Source organism: Pedobacter kyungheensis, from assembly GCF_000812965.1.
Classification (GTDB): Bacteria; Bacteroidota; Bacteroidia; order Sphingobacteriales; family Sphingobacteriaceae; genus Pedobacter; species Pedobacter kyungheensis.
The window spans coordinates 110,475-130,614 of sequence record NZ_JSYN01000007.1; the positions used below are offsets into that span (position 1 = coordinate 110,475).

Consider the following 20,140-nt stretch of genomic DNA (forward strand, 5'->3'; position numbering starts at 1 on the left):
AGCATATCCATGAAATTATTTCATATCAAAACATATAAATTGAAGTTGGCTACAGCAGCCATACTTGCAATTCCTTTGGTGGGAAGTATTGCTTCCTGCAAAAAAGAATTTTTAGAAAAGGCTCCCGAACTTACCCTTCCGGATCAGGATGCATTTGCAAATCCTACCCGTATTTTAGGTCAGGTAAATGGCTTGTATGTATCATCTAAATCGGGTTCGTTATTTGGTGGCCGGTACCTGATTTATAACGATATCAGGGCAGAAGAATTTGTAAACAGAACGGGCAACGGGGTTACGGGTTATGATGTTTATCAGGGCACCAATAACTCAACCAATACTTATGTAGCGAGTTTCTTTTCGCAGGCTTATTTAACCATTAACCGGGCAAATCTTTTTCTGGACGGGTTGTCTAAAAACAGTACCGTGTTAACAGCTGCGCTTAATGCCAATTATGCCGGTGAGGCTAAGTTTATCAGGGCGTTAAACTATTTTGCTTTAATACAGATTTTTGCAAAGCCTTATGTTACCGATAACGGTGCTTCAAGAGGTTTGCCACTCCGTTTAACACCAGAAACATCTTTGGCCAATAATGCGCTTAAGAGCAGTACTGTTGCAGCCATTTATGCGCAGATTATTAAAGATCTGGACGAAGCAGAAGCTGGTTTGCCCGATACTTACAGTACACCTTTATTGCGTACCACGCGTGCACATAAAAACAGTGCTATTGCTTTAAAAACCCGTGTGTATTTAGCGATGGGTAATTATGCAAAAGTGTTGGAAGAAGGCAATAAGCTGGTACCGCAAGTTGCACCGTTTACCAATTCGGCCCGTACTGCCCATGCTTTACAGCCTAGCATTGTAAGTGTATTCCAGGCACCGTTTACCACTTCCGAATCTATCTTCTCTTTCCCAATGGCCGATACCAATGCCCCAGGCACGCAAAACCAGCTCGGATATTACTATAGCTGGGCAGGCAATGGAAACCTGGAGTATTCGCTAAATAAAACAGGTGCCGGTATTTATGCTGATCCGATTTGGCCAACAAGTGATGCCAGAAAATCGCAGTTAACCCAGGATGCAACCATCTCAGGTGTATTGCATTCGTATCCGATTAAATACGGTGCCGTATCGCCGTTTACCGATTTTGTGCCGATGATCCGCTATGCAGAAGTGTTGTTAAATGTTGCTGAGGCAGAAGCCTTGGCGCCAGGAGGTAACTTAATCCGCTCGAAAGCTTTATTGCAAGCTGTTCGTACGCGTTCAGATGCAAGCTTTGTGTATGGCGTGTTGGTTACTCCAGCAGCATTAGAAGCCGCGATTTTAAAAGAAAGAAGAATTGAGCTTTTGGCCGAAGGATTCCGATACAATGATCTAGCCAGAAAAGCGACACCACTTCCATCATTTGGTGCTGGTACTTCCATTCCGGTTGCCGATCAACGTTATACTTTCCCTATTCCGATAGGCGAATTAAATACCAACCCGCTGGTTAATACTTTTTAAATCCATATGGGCATAAAAAAGGGATCGAAGTACTTTCGATCCCTTTTTTATTGTCAATAAATTCAGCGCCCTACTTCTTATCCACACTGTATTTCCCCGGGCCGATAAAAATCAGACTGAAAAATACAATACCCATTTCGATAGCGTGACTGGCGCCTGCTAAACCATCGCCTTTGCCAAAATGAACCAAAGCGGCTATAATCATGGTAAATACCAGTAAAATGCACGCCGGACGGTAAAACAGACCTACAATTAATAAAAATCCACCAAAGGTTTCGGTAGCTGCGGCCATGAAGCCCCAGAAAATAGGTAAGAAATTAATGCCGATTACCTTCATGCTACCGCCTAAGCCTGTCCAGCCATCAGGTCCACCAGCCAGTTTCGGAAAACCGTGTATAATAAACATCACCCCAATACCGAGGCGCAAAAGTAAAATTCCTGTGTTTCTGTACTTCCCTAAATTATCTAAAATAGCCATCTTATAAATATGTAAATTGAACGTTGTTTGTTTCTACTTTTAAGGTTACCTCGGCCCCTAAAACCATGCTGAGGTTATTGTTAATATGTCCTGTAGGGAAATTAAAGCAAACGGGGTAATCGTATTCCTTTACAATATCCCAGATCACTTCATCGGCGGTTTGGCCGAACGAAATTTTTTCTTCCGAAATTTCGTTAAAGGCACCTACAATCAGACCTTTCAGGTGTTTCAGCTTCCCTGCCCTTTTTAACATGCGCAGCATCCGGTCAATGCTGTATTCGTGTTCGCCTACATCTTCCAGAAAAAGAATTTTACCATTGTAATCCATTTCCGAAACCGAGCCCTGCATCATGGCCAGCAAAGTTAAATTGCCACCAATTAAAGTGCCGGTAGCTACTCCCGACCGGTTTTTAAAACTGCTCTCGTAATCGTACTGCTGTTTTTCGCCAAATAACGACTTTTGTAAAGATACCAGTGCTGCTTCGGTTGATTCGTCGAAAGTATAAGGCATTTGCGCATGGATACACTGCGTGTTGTTTTGCGCAATCAGGTGCGAAAGCAGTACGGTAATATCGCTGAAACCAACTATCCATTTCGGGTGTTGCTCAAAGGTGCTGAAATCAAGCTCATCAATAATCCGGATGGTACCGTACCCCCCACGACCGGCAATAATGGCTTTGATGGATGGATCATCTAAAAAACGCTGAATATCTTTAGTCCTTAGCTTGTCGGTTCCGGCAAACTGGTGGTGACTGGCATAAACGCTATCGCCCAAAATAACTTCCAGTCCCCAGCTTTCTAAAAGCGCTATGGCGTGGTCAATTGGTTTGGGTAATTTCTTTGCCGGACAAACCAGCGCAATCTTATCTCCTTTTTTTAAATACGGGGGCTGCTTAATCATCTTCAAAACACTTATCTTTGCCAAATTAATAAAAATTGTTTTGGATAATAGTAAAATAAAAAGATATACCGTAACCGCAGCGCTTCCATATACCAATGGACCGGTTCATATTGGGCACCTTGCCGGTGTTTACATTCCTGCCGATATTTATGCCCGTTACCTGCGGTCGAATAAACGCGATGTAAAGTTCATTTGTGGATCTGACGAAAACGGCGTACCCATTACTTTAAAAGCCAAAAGAGAAGGTATTACCCCTCAGGAAGTGGTAGATAAGTATCATAAAATTATTGGCGATTCGTTTAAAGAATTTGGCGTTTCGTTCGATATTTATCACCGTACCTCATCACTTACGCACCACCAAACTGCGGCCGATTTCTTCGAAACCCTGTACAAAAAAGGTGTGTTTACCGAAGAAATTACCGAACAATACTACGATGCTACCGCGAAGCAATTTCTGGCCGACCGCTACATTACCGGTACCTGCCCTAAGTGTGGTAACGAAAATGCTTATGGCGATCAGTGCGAAAACTGCGGTTCTACACTTAATGCCACCGATTTAATTAATCCTAAATCGACCCTTTCGGGCGATAAACCTATTTTAAAGGAAACCAAAAACTGGTTTTTACCTTTAGATCAATACGAAGAACGTTTAAGGGCTTATATCGAAAGCCACAAAGAATGGCGTCCGAATGTTTACGGACAATGCCAGAGCTGGTTAAACGCAGGTTTACAGCCAAGAGCCATGACCCGCGATTTAGAATGGGGTGTACGCGTACCTTTGCGCGATGCCGAAGGTAAAGTACTATACGTATGGTTCGATGCACCTATTGGTTATATCTCGGCCACTAAAGAGCTGTGTAACTACGCCAAACTTGATGTTTGGAACCCCAAAGCAGAAGAATATTACATCAGCAGCTACGAAACCGATAAATGCGGCTGGGAAGAGTACTGGAAAAGCGACGAAACCAAACTCGTACACTTCATCGGTAAAGACAATATCGTTTTCCACTGTATTATTTTCCCTGCCATGTTAATGGCGCATGGCGAATATACCCTGGCCGATAACGTACCAGCGAATGAGTTTCTAAACCTCGAAGGACAAAAAATCTCGACTTCTAAAAACTGGGCCGTTTGGTTAAACGAATATTTAAGGGAATTTGAAGGGCAGCAGGATGTGTTACGTTATGTGTTAACCGCTACTGCGCCCGAAACCAAGGATAACGATTTTACCTGGAAAGATTTTCAGGCCAGAAACAATAACGAGTTGGTAGCCATATTGGGCAACTTTGTAAACCGCGTAGTTGTACTAACCCACAAATATTTTGGTGGTTCGGTACCTACCTGTATGGAAATTACAGCGGTAGATCAGGCGGTAATTGATGAACTGGCAGGTTATCCGGCTAAAATATCGGCTTCTATCGAAAATTACCGTTTTAGGGAAGCCCTGGCTGAAGTAATGAACGTAGCCCGTTTGGGTAATAAATACCTGGCCGAAACAGAGCCATGGAAACTGATTAAAACCGACGAAGACCGGGTAAGGACGATTCTGAATATTGCTTTGCAGATTGCTGCCAATATCCAGATTTTAATCGAACCATTCCTACCTTTCACTGCTGAGAAGCTGATGAAGATGCTTAAAAACGGAGGTCATGACTGGGAAGATGCCGGAACGGTTACCCTGCTGAAACGAGGTCACGAAATTGGCGAGGCCATTCTTTTATTTGAAAAAATAGAAGATGCGGCTATCGATTTCCAGATCGAGAAATTAAATCAGAGCAAAGTGAGCAATGCTGCAAGTGCTGCGGTGGCAACACCAGCGAAAGAAAATATCCAGTTTGATGATTTCTCAGCAATAGATATCCGTGTAGCCACTATTGTTGCTGCCGAAAAGATAGAAAAGACCAAAAAGCTGTTAAAGCTAACCGTTAATACCGGAATCGATGAGCGTACAGTAGTTTCGGGCATTGCCGAATATTATAAGCCCGAAGATATTGTGGGCAAACAAGTGAGCATGATTGTAAACCTGGCACCACGAGAAATTAAAGGGATTTTATCGCAGGGCATGATCTTAATGGCCGAAAATGCCGAAGGTAAACTCACTTTTGTGGCACCGGCCGAAAAGTTTCAGGAAGGTAGCGTAATCAGATAATCTGCTATCTACTGTTAAAATACAAAAGCCATTTGGTCCAAAGTAGATCAAATGGCTTTTTGTTTAAATATCAAAGTCGAATTAAGGATTCATGCGGTTAAAGTATTCGCTTATGGTATCATTATTTGCTTTTGCCCGATCCCCGCTTGTACCAAAAGTTAATTCGGTTTTTCCTGCTTTCATCTGTTCAAATACCGACTCCACAAAATCGCTCACTGCAGGATGTGCATCATGAATGCCTTTACCACCCAAATCAGTGTTTAAAGCTGGCGGAATCATTTCAATCACTTCTATTTTCGAATCCTTTAAACTGTGGCGTAAGGAAAGGGTAAAAGAACGCATAAAAGCTTTCGTTCCACAATAAACCGGTACGGCAGAAAGCGGAACAAATGCCAAGCCAGAGGTAACATTGATAATGGTCTCCAACGCTTCCAGTTGGGTAAACAGTTTGGTTAAATGAAGGGGCGCCAAAACATTGGTGGTAATTTCATCACTTGCTTTTTCGTAAAAATCATCATCCCCGATGTTCATCCAGTTCTGAATACCCGCATTGTTTATCAATACATTTAAATCGCTATGATTTTCTGCAATCCAATTGTACAACTCAATTCTACCTGCTTCATGCGATAGATCGCATGTTTTGGTAATTACCGAAGGTAATTTCGTTGCTGCTTCTTGTAAAGCAGATTCGCGCCGGCCACAGATAATTACCGTATTGTTTTCTTGTATATATCTTTCGGCCAATCCAAAACCAATACCTGTTGCGCCGCCTGTAATCAGGATTTTATTATTTGTTAATTTCATGTTATTTATAAATTGATCAGACAAAGATGAGGCTATTCAAAAGATTTATTATGGTGAGTAGTACAGTTTTTTCGTGAGGTAATGATATCTTTCTCAGCCTGGTTATACAAGCTGATAGCTGTGGTAGTTTGAGGGCTGATAATTTATCATATTGCTTGTTAAAATGCCTTTACTTGAGCCAAAACTTTTGTTATATTTGCCCGCAGTAAAGTAAAATGGCCCCGTAGTTCAACGGATACCCGCCTGACTGACGTTAGTCGGGCAGGGAATAGAAGTTTTTTAAACTTCAAAAAAATGATATTTGAAATAATTGGCCCCGTAGTTCAACGGATAGAATAGAAGTTTCCTAAACTTTAGATAGCAGTTCGATTCTGCTCGGGGCTACTCAGGAAAAGCTCATCGTAAGGTGGGCTTTTTTATTTTTATAGGATGTAGTTATTGCCTGATATTTGAAATAATTGGCCTGTAGTTCAACGGATACCCGCCTGACTGACGTTAGTCGGGCAGGGAATAGCAGTTTCCTAAACTTCCTAAAGACACCCATTAGTAAGGGTTCAACATATTGATGGACAGTATGTTGATTAAGAGTGCCTGACGATATATAAATACATAGCGGTTTGGTACTGACCAGCAATTTCTCACCCGAGAAAATATCCACAAGGATGTATTGACTGGATTTGAGCGCGTGATAAATAGTGGCAGTAAAATACTTCAGGAGCCTGAACGAAGAGAATATTTTCCGGAAATAACAGGACTAGAGATATACTCAGTATTAGGTATTGTACTCCAACAGGCGGCTAAGTAGTTTTACAACATAAGGGAATAAGCACTAAAGCCCCACCAACCACCGCTTAAACAAACATCATCTAAATTAAATGAAAAGAAAATTACATTACGCATTGATCTTGCTCTTAGCAAGTGGCATATCAGCTTCAGGACAGATCACCAACAAATCCATCCTTTCGGGCCTGGAAACAGAACTGATCACAACGGAGAAAAAATCCGACATGCTCATTACCCCTACCGGCCTGAATGTATTCCTGCAGAGAAAGACACTTAGTTATCTTACCGGAGTATCTGATCTTTCTCTTGCCAAGTTCTATGCCTCGGTATCAACCGAGAATGAAAAGCTCAACCTGGGTTTTAACATCCCGGTTAAATATGATGATAATAGTCTAATGCTCCTGATTAACCCTGTTGTAGAAGCAGATGCTAAGAACAGTTTTTCGACCCTATATAAAAACGACAAGTGGCAGGGAACGATTAGGGCAGGGCTCAAGTTGACCTACCTGCTACCTTTTGGAACGATGAACTTTCTGGATGGAAAAAAGACCAATCTGGATATCCTGAGAAAAACAAAATATGAAGAAATAGCGAGCGCCTATAAAGCAGAAGATGATAAACAGAACAAACCCGTGACAACATTAACGGGCAATGTTACCTTGCCGGTAACAGAGGACCTCAGCGCAAGGGAACTCCGAAAAAAACAAAGGGATGCCTATGATGCCGTAGGTATTGCCGAAGCGGATTACATTGAAAAGAATAAATCCTATACCTGGATGCAAACAGGGTGGATATCTGCCTGGGGTTTTACGCCTGTTACAGAAGCGAGTAAATACATATCACCCAATTACCTTACGGCTTTTGAGGCAACCAGGTTTCGCCTTTGGGAAATCAATCTTCAATATACCCACCTCTTTCAGAATTCGAGGCTTGGCAGTTTTTATCTCTCGCCATGGATAAAGCGATTCCAGAACAACTCGGCCAATGCAGATCTGATGACAAATGTAGATTACGGGCTGTACAGCCAGGTTCCGGGGACGGCCCAGACTAATCTTGCCCTGATCGAAACTAATCCCGCATTCGTAGGTATCTACTCAGAGTTTATGACCACTAACTTCAATTTTCAACTGGTTTATATCACCCCGTTTACAAACACGCTCATAAAGCCGGGGATCAGTATCCGCTATGAAAAAAACTGGGGAGACTATAGTCCACAAAACTGGCGTTTTGGTCTGCCCTTAGCCATACAGGGAAAATCTACGCCGATCAATATTGAACTGCAGTATAGGTTAAACAATGTAAACAACTATAAAAATGAGGTAGACCACAGTCCGAAGAAAACATTTGGAATAAGTGTAGGGCTGCCTTTCTCCCTATTGTACAAATAAGGAAAGATGATCGATATGCGCTCTAAATAAAAAAGCGCATATCAATCCTGAAATTATCATCACTTAAAACCGCTCTAGCGGGTAGCATCGCTTACCCCTTTAAAATAACCTACAGATTCAGCTATTCCGGCTAAGGGATCTTTCATGTCTTTTTCGTATTCCAAACTACAACAGCCTTTATAATTAACCTTTCTCAGCATTTTTACGTAGGCAGGGATATTAATTACGCCGCGGCCGAGTTCGCAAGTGGTACCTTCGTTTGTAGCAGAAGTTACATTCTTTAAGTGCATGTCAAAAATCCGTTTCGAGAATTTCTGTAGATCTGCCACCGAATCACGTCCGTCTCTTTTGTTATGTCCCATATCAAAGCAGATTCCTACCCGTGGATCGAGGTTTTTAATCAGGTTGTAGATACTTTCTGCATTTGGGTATAGTTTATCCTGCGGACCATGGTTATGAATGGCATAGCGGATATTATATTCTTTTGTCTTTTGGGCTACATATTCCAGGTCGGCATGTGCCGGAATTCCGATCAGCAAATCAACCCCTACCCGTTTGGCATAATCGAATGCATTGTCGATCTCTCCTTTATTTTTGGTGTATATGGGGCCTACAGCATAGCCTACTACGTTATTGGCTTTAAGTTTAGCATGAAAAGCCTCAATTTCTGCTGCTGTACTTTTATAAGGCAGATGAAAGTCTTTAATACAGAGGTAATGTACATCAACCTTTTTCATCATTTTAAGTGATTCATCAAGGTTAAAATTAAGAAAGCTATAGCCTGCAATGGCTAATTTAAAGGTATCCTCGCCAGCGGCATTTGTTTCAACAGGCTCAGCGAAAACAGCCGGGATATTAACCAGCGTTGCTGCAGTTATACCTAATATTCCTTTTTGTAAAAAAAATCTTCTTGTAGTCATGTTCATTTTATGGTTGGTCTAATTTAATATTTAAATTGCTGCAGTTCAAAGTTCATCGTGCTAAATATTACAAAGTTTATTATTTTATTGGGTTCATTCGTTCAGTGGTTCAATAGTTCATTGGTAGAGATTTTACTTTCCATTTTCCATTATACATTTTCCATCTCAAAACCATGACCGGTTCAAAAAGGTCACAAAACAAATCGCCCATATACTTGCTAAGCATACAGGCGATTTGATTATATAAATCAGTGTTTCTTTGGTCTAATACACGCAATTCTCTCCGCTCAGGCTATGCCACACGCCATCTTCGCCTTTAAAATCTATTTTTAGGTTATTATTGGCGCTTTTCAGGGCATAAATGCTGAGTGGATGATAACCTGCATCCAGCATCACCGTTTTTTCAATTACCTGACCGCTGGTATAACCAAAATCGGCATCGAGCAGGTTAATCTGGTGCAGTTTTACAAAGGCTTTGCTGCCTATACTCAGCTTAAAGGTATAGGTACCTTTCTTTTCGATTTTTAACATACCCTGATAGTTCAGCATGCCTTTGTTAGGCGTGGTCGTAGTGCTCAAGCTTTGAGCTAGCCCACTGACTACAGGTTTAGATTGATTGGCAACGGTTACATAATGGAAAGTACCCGGGAAAAATGACCATTTTAAACCTTTTTTCGCGCTTACAGGCTTTGCTACACCCGGAATAGCAATACTATCATAAGGGCGTTTGGCTTGCTGATCCATCATGTGCGCTTGCAGCGCCATGTTGCGGAACTGTTGCTGTAATTCACTTAAGCCCCCATTTTTAGCCAGATTATTGGTCTCTTTCGGGTCTTTTACCACATTGTAGATTTCAAAATCATCGGTAGCCGTTTTGATGTTGTAGCGTACACCTACCATGTCGCCTATCCTGAGCATTTGCATCTGGTTGCGTTTCCGGTTGGCATGGCTGGCCTCAAACTGCGTAAATGCCGGGGTACTGCCCGATTCGAAATATTCTACATAAACCTTGCTTTCGGCCTGTTTACCTGTCTGCATTAAAGCAGGTACCAACGATACACCCGTAACCCGCGCCGGAACAGGTACGCTAGCCGCATCTGCAAAGGTAGGTAACCAATCAGATAGCATGGAAGGGGTATTAACCACCTTGCCCGCCGCAATGCGTTTTGGCCAGGCAATTACCGAAGGCATACGTAAACCGCCTTCCCAGCAATCGCGTTTTATACCATCAAATGGGCCATAACTTTCAAAAAAAGTAGGGTGGTTGGGTACGTACTGCTTAGGCAGGTACGATTCTATCGACGGGCCATTATCAGAAGTAAACACAATAATGGTATTGTCGGCAATTTTCAGGTCAGTTAATAAGGCACGGATATCGCCAATGGCATCATCTAAGCGGCGTACAGCAGTTGCGTAGCGTTTATAGGTATCTGGCCATGGCTTTGCTGGTGTATTTGGATCGCGGTCGTCATCGTAGCTGGCATTTGCATAATCCGGGTGCACGTAACTATCTACAGTACCTGTGGCCGAATTAATCATTTTACCTTTTTCGTTCAGCCATTGCAAACCGCCTTTCAGTCCGCCGCCTTGTGGGTAAGCTTGTGTAGGTAATTCCAATACGGCATGAGGCGCGTCGTAAGCCAGGTACATAAAGAAAGGTTGTTTGGCCTGGTGCTGCTTTTCAAAACCGATGATGAAATCTTTGGCTTTTGCCGTCCAGAGGTCGGTGGTGTAACATTTCTGCAAATCGGCCGATACCTCATTGTAATTGTTCCATACCTCTTTTTTACCGCGGTAAACGCCTTCAACAGGGTAGTGTTCGTGCCCGTCGGCATGGCGCATATAGCCATAATACTGGTCGAAACCTCTTTTTAAGGGATGCGCAGGCCAGTTGGGGCGTTCCTTCTCATCTGTCCCCTGCAAACCCCATTTTCCAATGGCTACAGTAGCATAACCAGCATCTTTGAGTACAGTGGCCATGGTATGGTTGTTTTCGAGGGCTTTATCAAACTGGTTATCCCTAACGTGGGCATTTCCCTGGTTTACACCTGTAAGCAGCGAAGCCCGCGATGGTGCACATACCGGAGCATTGGCATATTGCTGGGCAAGTATGGCGCCTGCTTTGGCCATGGCATCCAGGTTGGGCGTAACCAATGCAGGCAGGTTTTTAGCCTTTTGGTTCTGGAAAAGTACGCCCAGATCGCCATAGCCCAAATCATCAACCAAAACGTAAATGATGTTTGGTTTTTGCTGGGCATTAGCGGTTGATAGGGCCAGCGCCGACCATAAGAGGACGAGCGTGTACCTGATGATGTTTCTTTTGCTGCTTTTCATAGCGGAGGATCGGGATTATATAACTGGTTTAATGTTGTACAACAGGGGTGCTTAGCCCCTGCTGTGTATAATGGTTTAAGGCTGTTATTTCCAGCCCGGGTTCTGTATAATTTTAGGGTTAAGCACAATCTGGTTAGATGGTATGGGGTAAAGGTAATAATAATCGGGAAAAGTGCCCGGAGGTACGCCTAAATAAGAGATATAACCGGCAGTGGCACCGTTTTGAATCGGTATAATGCTGTTCGCAGGTACATCTGTTCCTTTAGTGATGTAACGGCCAAGTTTCTCTTTCATGGCATATTCCATTTTTTTCCACCTGCGCAAATCGTCAAACCTGAAGCCCTCGCCCACCAATTCTACTGCCCTTTCGCGCCTGATTTCCCATAAAACAGGGTCTACGCCCGGATCGCGGGTCGGATCGGCTACTATGGCGCTTAAATTTAAGGCTGCTACTGCTCCTCTTGCCCTCAGTTTATTAATGGTGGCATCGGCTACGGCCTGGTTAAAGGTGCCCAGTTCGTAAGTGGCCTCGGCATGGTTGGCCAGAATTTCGCCCATTCTAAACAACGGACAATCGCTAATGTCCTGCCCCTGGGCATCCTGTACCTGCTGGTTATAGTATTTGTAAAAACGGTAGCCGGTATAGGTAACCGAATAAGGCTGCCCATTAGGGAAATCTACATAATGCGGTTCCTGCCTCACCACAAAGCCATTCCAGTTGCGGGTAGGCAAGGTTTTGTGCGTACCATCCGAAATGGCCTGCATTAAACCAAAATACGAAGTATCAACCGGATTGGTGGTATAGGTAAAAGTAAGGCTCGGTGGGTTGGTATTAACGTTAAAGGGTGGCGGCACGCTATAATACAAACGCCTGTCACGGTTTCTAAATTCGGTAAAGGGCGATTTATCTCCCTGAAATAGCGGACTGGTAAAGCGGGTTTGCCCATCTTTCATTAAAAACATATCTGCAGCTGCCTTGGTCAAGTCGTAACGCCCCGATGAGTTACGGGTTTGGGTAGACTGGCCGTGCGTAATCTGGTTGGCCACATAAGCTTTGTACAGGATTATTCCCGGCACTCCGGCCAACGATACGCTGTTAAAATCGAGGTCGTAGTTGGCGTTCAGTGTGGGGTAAGTTACCATCAGCTTGGTTGAGGCATCTACACTGGCCTGTAAATAGGTATTGACGTTGCTTAAACCGCGGTATTTGCGCCAGGTACCCTCTCTTAAGCCAAAGCGCGAAAGCAGAGCCCTTACGGCGTGTACGTTAATGGTATTATCGCCATCGCCGTTTTTTAAATTGGCTTCGGCATATTGTAAATCTTTTAAAATGTTGGCGGCTACTACATCACGTGGGGTACGGGCCATACTCAGCTCTTCCGATTTATCGTTTAGTGCATGTTCGATATAAGGCACATCGCCGTAAAGGTTCAGCAGGTTCATGTAATTATAGGCCCTGAAAAAATAGCCAATGCAACGCCAGTGGTCTTTATCTGCCGGACTCAATGCCGATTGATCGATATAATCCAGCATCAGGTTAATGGTTCTGATATTGGCATAAGGCCTGGAATACGAATCAGCCGATGAGGGAATGGTAACCTGTTGCCAGATCCATTGCGACTGTCCGTTGGGGTTGGCACGGGCAAACATATCACTGTTCAGCTCATCTTCGAGCATATCGTTGGTATAGCCGTTAAAAGCATTGTAGAACTGCCAGGAGTAGGTTAAAAAGCCATTATAATCAGAAAGGGTATTCTCGAGCGTAAGCTGGCCCTCGGGTTTAAGGTCCAGTTTGTTACAGCCCAGGGTTGCAGCTAAAATGCCACATAATACCATGCGCTTTAAATTGGTGATGGATATGATAGGGGTTTTCATAAAATTTGCTTTAAGGTTGATCCCTTGTTTATTCTTTTTCATTGGGGTAAAGGCTCGGGTTAAAAACTGATGTTGGCGCCAAAACTGTATTTCTTAATAAAAGGGTAAATACCACCGCTACCCAGATTCGCTGCTTCAGCATCCAACCCTTCGGGCAGGTGATCGAAAGTAAGCAGGTTTTCGCCTGAGAAGAAGATTCTGGCCTTCATCTTTTCTTTCAGCCATTTGGCCGGCAAGCTATAACCCAGCGATACATTTTTTAAACGCAGATAAGCCCCGTTAGACAGGTATTTGGTTTGTACCATGCGGCTGGTGCCCGTATTGCCCGATGCATTGGAGTACGAACGCGGGTAAAAGGCATTGGTGTTGGTTGGTGTCCAGTAATCGAGCTGATGGGCATAAATACCGCTAAACTGATCCAGATAAGGGAAATAAACCTGGTTGCTGATCCAGATGTCGCGTTTCCCTACTCCGTTAATGAAGAAAGAAAAGTCGAAATTTTTGTAGGATGCGCTACCATTAAAACCAAACTGGAAACGGCGGTTGTTGTTACCGATAATGGTACGGTCGCCGGAGTTGGCCAGGGTATTGTTGCCGGTAAAAATGGTACCATCGTTATTTAAATCCACAAACCTGATGTCGCCGGGATTTTGGTTCACGCCACGGTAAGGGGCGATCCCTGGTAATAAGGTACCGTTTTGCAGGTTGGCGTTCAGCGTTCCGGCAGCAAAATCGCCTGTACCGAAATAGCCCTGGGTAACGTAACCCCAGATGTCGCCAATTTTCTGTCCTACAAAATAGTTGGAAATGGTGCCATCGCCGTTAAAATTAAGCAGGCCGCTTGGGTTGTTGTAATTGGTAATGTAAGCCTGGTTGTTAGAAAGGTTAAAATTAACCGAATACCTGAAATCATTTAACTTATCGTTCCAGCCCAGGTTCAGTTCCCAGCCTTTTACCTTTAAATCGGCTACGTTCTGTAAAGGAGCTGCAGCACCCAATATGGCCGAGAGTTCGTTGCTTGGGGCAAGCATGCCCAGTGTTTTGCGGATATAGGCATCAACCGAACCCGTTAAACGGTTGTTGAAGAAGCCAAAATCAAGCCCGATGTTAGAAGTTTTTACGCGCTCCCAGGTAAAGCTGGCACTTACCAGCGCCGGTGGCGGAACGGTAACGCGCAATACCCCGGTTACCGGATCAATCCAGGTAGAGTTGGCAGGTGAAGAAGCCGGGATGTATGGGTAATAATTCTGATCGCCATTGCTTTTTAGCACCACCTGGTTACCAATCTCTCCGTAAGAGGCCCTCAGTTTCAAGGCGGTAACGGTTGATTTGATGTTTCTCATAAACGATTCGCCCATTAGGTTCCAGCCGGCAGAAAAAGAAGGGAAAAAGCCAAAGCGGCTGCCCGAAGGAAAGCGCGAAGAACCATCATAACGGCCGGTAGCTTCGAAGAGATAACGACCATCATAATTGTAATTTAAGCGACCAAAGTAACCCGAAACTGCATAGGAGGCAAAAGCATCGGTACTGGTAATGTTGCCGGTACTGCCCGCAATGGATGGCGAGCTCTGGCTGATTACCCCTAGCCTGTTTACTTCAAAGTTGTTTTCGGTATTTTTCTCCTGATTGGTACCCAGTACGGCATCGAGGTTATGTTTTTGCCCTAATACGGTGCTGTAATTGGCATAAACGTTTACGGCATTATAGTTTACCCCATTGTTATAGCGGTTATAGCTGGAGTTTATGCTAATGGGCGATACGGTAAAGTTTAGCGGGTTAATGTATTGGTTTACCGTAGTCTGGATGGTGCGGTTGGTGTTAATCTGGTTAAAAGTATACTCTGTATTCAGTTTCAAACCCTTGGTAAAGTTGTACTGTAACTTTCCAAACAACCTTAAATTATTGTCTTTAGTAATGTTAAAAGGTTCCTTTTCTAAAATGTTGTTGGGTGTATTGTAAGGGAGCGATGAGCCATTGGGCGCAATACCATAATCGGTTGGCGCATAAGGACCATAGGTAATGGCGTTGTAAAACAAGCTGCCGTAATCTCTTGGGGTGTTTCTAACTGCGTTGTAATACAATATGTTAATGCTCGCAATCAGTTTCGAAGTCAGGTTGGTATTCAAGTAGGCATTCAGGTTATAGCGCGTATAAGCATCCGATTTGGTGGCCACAATCCCGTCCTGGTTGGTGTAACCGGTTGATACCCTGAAATTCGATTTCTCAGAACCTCCGCTAAAAGAGAGGTTGTGCAGTTGCTCAAAGCCACCCGGCATAAAGGAATTGTAAAGGTTGGTTTGCGCCAAAGGATATTGAATACCGCCCTGCGTGGCAATGCCCGATTCGGGAAACTGACCGGGATTTTGCTCGTACTGTTGCAGCAGCCCCATCCAGGTGTTTACATTTTGGCCTGCCCAGTAAGAGGTGGTACCAAAATCGGTAAGGGCCTGTACAAACTCCTTTACGGTTGTTTTTTGCGGTAAAGTGCTTGGACTGGTGCTGGCCAGGTTACCTGAGTAATCGAATTTAATGGGCTGGTTACGGGCACCTTGTTTGGTGGTAATTAAAATTACGCCGAATGCGGCACGCGCACCGTAAATGGCCGAAGCCGAAGCATCTTTCAATACCGTTACCGAGGCAATATCTTTGGGGTTAATGTCGTCCATATCCATGGCCACATTATCTACCAGTACCAGGGGTGAGCCGCCGTTAATGGAAGTAAAACCCCTGATGTTTAAACTGCTGCGGGTACCCGGCGCTCCGCTGTTGGTGGTTACCTGTAAACCGGGCGATGCACCCTGCAAAACCTGCGAGGTGCTGGTTACCGGGCGCTCACCCAAAATCTCGTCCATTTTAACGGTAGCTACGGCCCCTGTTAAATTTACTTTTTTCTGTGTGCCGAAACCCACTACCACCACATCCTGCAGGCTGCTGTTCTCTTCTTTCAGCTTTACGGTAATGGTAATCAGTTCGCCGGCTTTGAGGTTATAGCCGCTAACGGTTTGGGTTTCGTATCCTACCGAGCGTACAATGAAACTATATGAACCGGCAGGTAAAGCTTTAAACTGAAAAATACCGTCCGGGTCGGTCTGGGTATTCAGCAAAGCGCCCCCATTCAGGTTTTTGGCCGAAACCGATACGCCCGGCAGTGGCAGGTTTTTTTCATCGGTAACCAGTCCTTTTACAGCAGTGGCATTTTGCGCCCTGAGCGGAGAGGCCATCAGCAGGTGGAGCAGCAAAACAGCCAAAGCAATGAGCGGATGTTTAATTCTGGAGTAGTTTATTTTCATATGTTGGTTTATTTGGTTTTTTAGGGCATAGCAGTTCCTGCACAGGCTTACTGCGTGTTTATGGGTGGCATTGGGGAGCTTAACTCTTCGTGCCTGATTAAAAGCGTTTGGGTTGTTTTAGCCTGTCAGGCAACAGGCAGTTACTGCGTGTAAAATTGTACTCATATGCTTGTTTTATTTGGTTATGGTGCTTAAAAACGGGTAGGAAGCCTGATGTAGGGGCCATCCTACCCTTTGTTGATCACCGGGTAATAATATATTCGTTTTCGTTCTGCTTCACCAGCTTTAACCCGTTCACCTTCGTAATATTTTCGAGGATGTGTTGGATCGAATCCGTCTGGTCAAAACTGCCGATGTAATACACTTTTTCAAAATCGGCATTGGCATACTGAATATGCACCTGGTAAGTGTTGGCCAGCTGGCCAAAAACATCGGCCAGGCTTACCTTATCAAATACCAGCATCTTGCTCTGCTGTTGAGCTGCTTTAACCGGTTTGCGGCTTAAATTAAAAGCAGCTGTGAGTTTGTTGTAGGTCAGCACATCGCCCGGGTACAAATAATAGTCGCGTTGGCTTTTTAAAGCCTTGCCAAGCTGTTTTACCACTACCTTTCCTTCATAAAGGGCCACAATTATTTTGTTGGCATTCGGTAACGAGGTTACGCTAAACTTTGTGCCCAGCGCTGTGGTAGCCAGTCCGCCGCTGTATACGGTAAAGGGCTTCGTTTTATCTTTCGCCACTTTAAATACTGCAGCCCCTTCCAGTAAAATATCACGCCTGTTGTGCTGAAAAGGTTCATCGTATTCCAGTTTAGCCGCAGGGGCTAAGGTTACGGTCGAGCCATCTGCCAGCCTAAGCGCCTTAGCTACGCCTGAGGTGTTTTGTATTACCCTGTGCTTAAATGTACCGGCCACTTGTTGCTGCGGTGCTGTAACCGCGTTGTGGCGGGTAAAATATACCGTGGCAAAAATCACCAGGCCTGCTATAATGGCTGCAGCAACGCCGTACTTTAAAAAGGCATAACTGCGCTGCGGTTTTAAGCTACGTGGTTTAATCACCTGCCAAATCTCTTCCCAAAATGCTGCTGTTTTATCGTCCTGCTCAATTTCCCTGTTCCACTCGCTTTCGCTTAAATAGCCATCCAGTATGGCCGGGTTGGCATTTAAGTAATCGGCAACGGCCTGCGCTTCTGCAGGGCTGCATTCTTTCCGGAAAAATTGCGCTATCAGTGCTGCTGTTACGGGCATCATATCAATTTGTTATAGGGTAATACGTGGCAAAAGGAGAAAGTCCTCCGTATGGTCGATATTTTTTTAAAATAAATTAACGCAGCATCAAAATGATCAGGAAAAGCGGTAAAGGGAAGTCGCTGCGGAGCTTTTTAAGGGCCTTGGCTAAATGGTTATCTACGGCTTTTTCGGTAATGCCCAGTTGGGCGGCCACTTCTTTGTAACTGTATCCTTCGAGTTTATGCAGTTCAAATACCTTTTTGCGCAGCTGGGGCATCTGGTTCAGGATTTGCTGCATGCGGTGTTTCGTATCAAACTCCATCGACTGGTAATTGGGCTCACCAGGTGCCTCGCCAACGCTTTCAATACTCACCTGACTGGCTTTTTGTTTATTGGCTTTTCTAATGTAATCGATTAGCACTGTACGGGCAATGTGAAACAATTGCTGATCGAGCGAATAAGCCGCGTTTAAAGTGTGGCGGTACTGCCAGAGTTTTAAAAAGGTAGTTTGCAGTAAATCTTTGGCATCTTCTTCAGAAGCTGTACGCCGCAGAAAATAGTAATAGCCCTTGCTGCGCCATTTCTGGTAAGCTTGCTCAAAGGCGTATTCATCTCCACGTTGTATGTCTGCAATCAGGCTTATTGGGGTCACTGGTTTAGTTCATTGGTTCAATTGTTCACTGGTCATTAGTTTATTCGTTCATGTTTAATAGCCGAATCCAACTGAAAACTGGTAACTGAAAACTGGTTAATCGGTTAATTGTTTAAATTGGTTAACTGCAAACTGATAACTGGAAACTGTCAATTAGTTAATGGCCGAATCCAACTGAAAACTGGTAACTGAAAACTGGTTAATCGGTTAATTGTTTAAATTGGTTAACTGCAAATTGATCATTGTTTCTTTGCTAATTGGTGTTTGATCTTTGGTTCTTGATCGCTTGGTCATTGATTATTGTTGATTGGTCATTGATTATTGATTCAACAAGGTAGCAGATGAATTAAAGGTACAACTTATATCTTATTTATTACAAAGGCTTTTTAATCGGGCATTTTAGCCTAACGCAATCATCACCTGCACTAAACAATTTGTTGATACTGATTGTCTAAATTATAGTCGACTTAAAATATAAAACTATGACTACACAAGAAGTTGCTAACCAATTGGTAAAGCTATGCCGCGAAGGCAAAAACGATCAGGCTATTGATGAACTGTATGCCGATAACGTGGTAAGCCGCGAACCCAAAGGCTCGCCCATGGAACTTACCGAGGGTAAAGCCGCCGTAAAAGACAAAACCCTGCGCTGGGAAGAAAGCGTGCAGGAAATTCACAGTGCCACCTGCTCAGAACCCCTGGTTGCCGACAATCATTTTTCAATCGTGATGGATATCGATGCCACCTATAAAGAACATGGCCGCATTAAAATGAGCGAAATTGCCGTTTACGAAGTAAAAGAAGGTAAAATTGTAGCCGATGAGTTCTTTTATAGGATGGGGTAGAGAAAGTTTGCCAAAGGAGGTTTTTAGGCGTGTTAAGGAAACATTGAGGGTGTTTCCTTAACTCACTAGCATAGAACTTAACTTATTGTAAGTGTTATTGAGATTTTTTTTATGTTGTATGATGTTTTCTCGTATAGTCTTACATAACTCCTCATTGAAAGTCAAACCAGTTTCACCGTGTTTAAAATATTCGCGACCATTATCATCTTTCATGAGAACAGCATGTGCAAATTTATTTCGCATCGAGTTAATTTCTTCCTTATACTTTTCAGAATAGTCTTCTAATCCGACAGCTTTTAAAATTTGAGCTAACGTTTGTATTTTATACTCTGCACTAAAAACAAAGTTGTCTTTTGTTAAAGCATTAAATTTATTTTTTTCCCTACAGGTATTTACAAAAGAAGATTTCATCTCATATAATTGGATTAATTCTGTGTAAATTTCGCTTGCTAATTCATCAAAATTTATTTCGCTTATACTTAGTGATAATTTTATAATTTCTAGCATTTGTAAATCTAAACTGCTAGTTTCATTCATTATCATACCTCTCATCGCGACAATGTTTTGGAATTTACGAATTGTTAAATCAATTAACTTAATAGCCCTATCTACTACAGCTTCATTATGATTCCTGATAGTGCTTTTTCGAGTATCAACAAAAGTTATACGATCTAATTTTACAGTATCGACAACTTCTCCCTGTGCCGAATAAAACATGATCTCTGTAAAAATTGAGTTTTCCTCTCGAATTTCTTTAATTATCAAATCTCCATCTCTAGTTTTTTTATCGGTTTCATTTAAGTGATAATCAGTTAAAATTAGATCATAAGAGTCATCTAGGTAACGAAAAAAATCAGCTTCGTTATTCACCGTGTCAATTATTGGATTGAAGCCATTTTCCAGTAAATGATTCTTTATTTCAACGTCATATTGACCTTCATTAATGACATCCATTTTGTCATCTAACCATAGAATTTTATAATCTAATTTCAT

14 protein-coding genes and 1 tRNA gene are annotated in these 20,140 nt (G+C 43.3%); 5 read left to right on the top strand and 10 right to left on the bottom strand.

Annotated features, from left to right (window positions below):
* Positions 1-9 precede the first annotated feature (9 nt).
* The gene (locus tag OC25_RS08410; RefSeq protein ID WP_039474254.1) at positions 10-1,500 is read left to right on the top strand and encodes a RagB/SusD family nutrient uptake outer membrane protein; all 1,491 of its coding nucleotides are present in this window, start codon (positions 10-12) and stop codon (positions 1,498-1,500) included.
* A 70-nt stretch (positions 1,501-1,570) separates the two neighbouring features.
* Here OC25_RS08410 and OC25_RS08415 read toward each other — a convergent pair whose 3' ends face one another.
* Complete coding sequence (locus tag OC25_RS08415; protein WP_039474257.1) at positions 1,571-1,978, bottom strand: DoxX family protein; 408 nt, start codon at positions 1,976-1,978, stop codon at positions 1,571-1,573.
* A gap of 1 nt (position 1,979) precedes the next feature.
* Complete coding sequence (locus OC25_RS08420; RefSeq protein ID WP_039474260.1) at positions 1,980-2,879, bottom strand: S66 peptidase family protein; 900 nt, start codon at positions 2,877-2,879, stop codon at positions 1,980-1,982.
* Positions 2,880-2,919: 40 nt separating this feature from the next.
* On the opposite strand from OC25_RS08420, the gene metG reads away from it, so the two are divergent.
* Positions 2,920-5,028, top strand: a complete 2,109-nt coding sequence (gene metG, locus OC25_RS08425) for a methionine--tRNA ligase (RefSeq protein ID WP_156131432.1) — start codon at positions 2,920-2,922, stop codon at positions 5,026-5,028.
* An 81-nt stretch (positions 5,029-5,109) separates the two neighbouring features.
* On the opposite strand, the gene OC25_RS08430 is transcribed toward metG, so the two are convergent.
* Complete coding sequence (locus OC25_RS08430; RefSeq protein ID WP_039474263.1) at positions 5,110-5,832, bottom strand: SDR family oxidoreductase; 723 nt, start codon at positions 5,830-5,832, stop codon at positions 5,110-5,112.
* Between the two features lie 312 nt (positions 5,833-6,144).
* Here OC25_RS08430 and OC25_RS08435 point away from each other — a divergent pair.
* Both OC25_RS08435 and OC25_RS08440 read left to right on the top strand, forming a co-directional pair.
* Positions 6,145-6,216, top strand: a tRNA-Arg gene (locus OC25_RS08435).
* A gap of 491 nt (positions 6,217-6,707) precedes the next feature.
* A complete protein-coding gene (locus OC25_RS08440) occupies positions 6,708-8,003 on the top strand; it encodes a hypothetical protein (RefSeq protein WP_039474267.1) in 1,296 nt (431 codons plus the stop codon).
* Positions 8,004-8,077: 74 nt separating this feature from the next.
* Here OC25_RS08440 and OC25_RS08445 read toward each other — a convergent pair whose 3' ends face one another.
* The 6 genes from OC25_RS08445 to OC25_RS08470 form a co-directional block, all read right to left on the bottom strand.
* Complete coding sequence (locus OC25_RS08445) at positions 8,078-8,923, bottom strand: sugar phosphate isomerase/epimerase family protein (protein WP_039474273.1); 846 nt, start codon at positions 8,921-8,923, stop codon at positions 8,078-8,080.
* 264 nt (positions 8,924-9,187) lie between these two features.
* Positions 9,188-11,257 carry a sulfatase-like hydrolase/transferase gene (locus OC25_RS08450; protein WP_052266061.1) on the bottom strand — a complete coding sequence of 690 codons (2,070 nt, stop codon included), beginning with the start codon at positions 11,255-11,257 and terminating at the stop codon, positions 9,188-9,190.
* Between the two features lie 84 nt (positions 11,258-11,341).
* Positions 11,342-13,132, bottom strand: a complete 1,791-nt coding sequence (locus OC25_RS08455; protein WP_039474340.1) for a RagB/SusD family nutrient uptake outer membrane protein — start codon at positions 13,130-13,132, stop codon at positions 11,342-11,344.
* 59 nt (positions 13,133-13,191) lie between these two features.
* A complete protein-coding gene (locus OC25_RS08460; RefSeq protein ID WP_052266062.1) occupies positions 13,192-16,422 on the bottom strand; it encodes a SusC/RagA family TonB-linked outer membrane protein in 3,231 nt (1,076 codons plus the stop codon).
* A 241-nt stretch (positions 16,423-16,663) separates the two neighbouring features.
* Positions 16,664-17,671, bottom strand: coding sequence for a FecR family protein (locus tag OC25_RS26825; RefSeq protein ID WP_052266063.1), 1,008 nt, complete (start codon positions 17,669-17,671; stop codon positions 16,664-16,666).
* A gap of 73 nt (positions 17,672-17,744) precedes the next feature.
* The gene (locus OC25_RS08470) at positions 17,745-18,302 is read right to left on the bottom strand and encodes an RNA polymerase sigma factor (RefSeq protein ID WP_039474276.1); all 558 of its coding nucleotides are present in this window, start codon (positions 18,300-18,302) and stop codon (positions 17,745-17,747) included.
* Positions 18,303-18,784: 482 nt separating this feature from the next.
* On the opposite strand from OC25_RS08470, the gene OC25_RS08475 reads away from it, so the two are divergent.
* On the top strand, positions 18,785-19,147 hold the full coding sequence (locus OC25_RS08475) for a nuclear transport factor 2 family protein (protein WP_039474279.1): 363 nt from the start codon (positions 18,785-18,787) through the stop codon (positions 19,145-19,147).
* 57 nt (positions 19,148-19,204) lie between these two features.
* On the opposite strand, the gene OC25_RS08480 is transcribed toward OC25_RS08475, so the two are convergent.
* The gene (locus OC25_RS08480; RefSeq protein ID WP_052266064.1) at positions 19,205-20,140 is read right to left on the bottom strand and encodes a response regulator transcription factor; all 936 of its coding nucleotides are present in this window, start codon (positions 20,138-20,140) and stop codon (positions 19,205-19,207) included.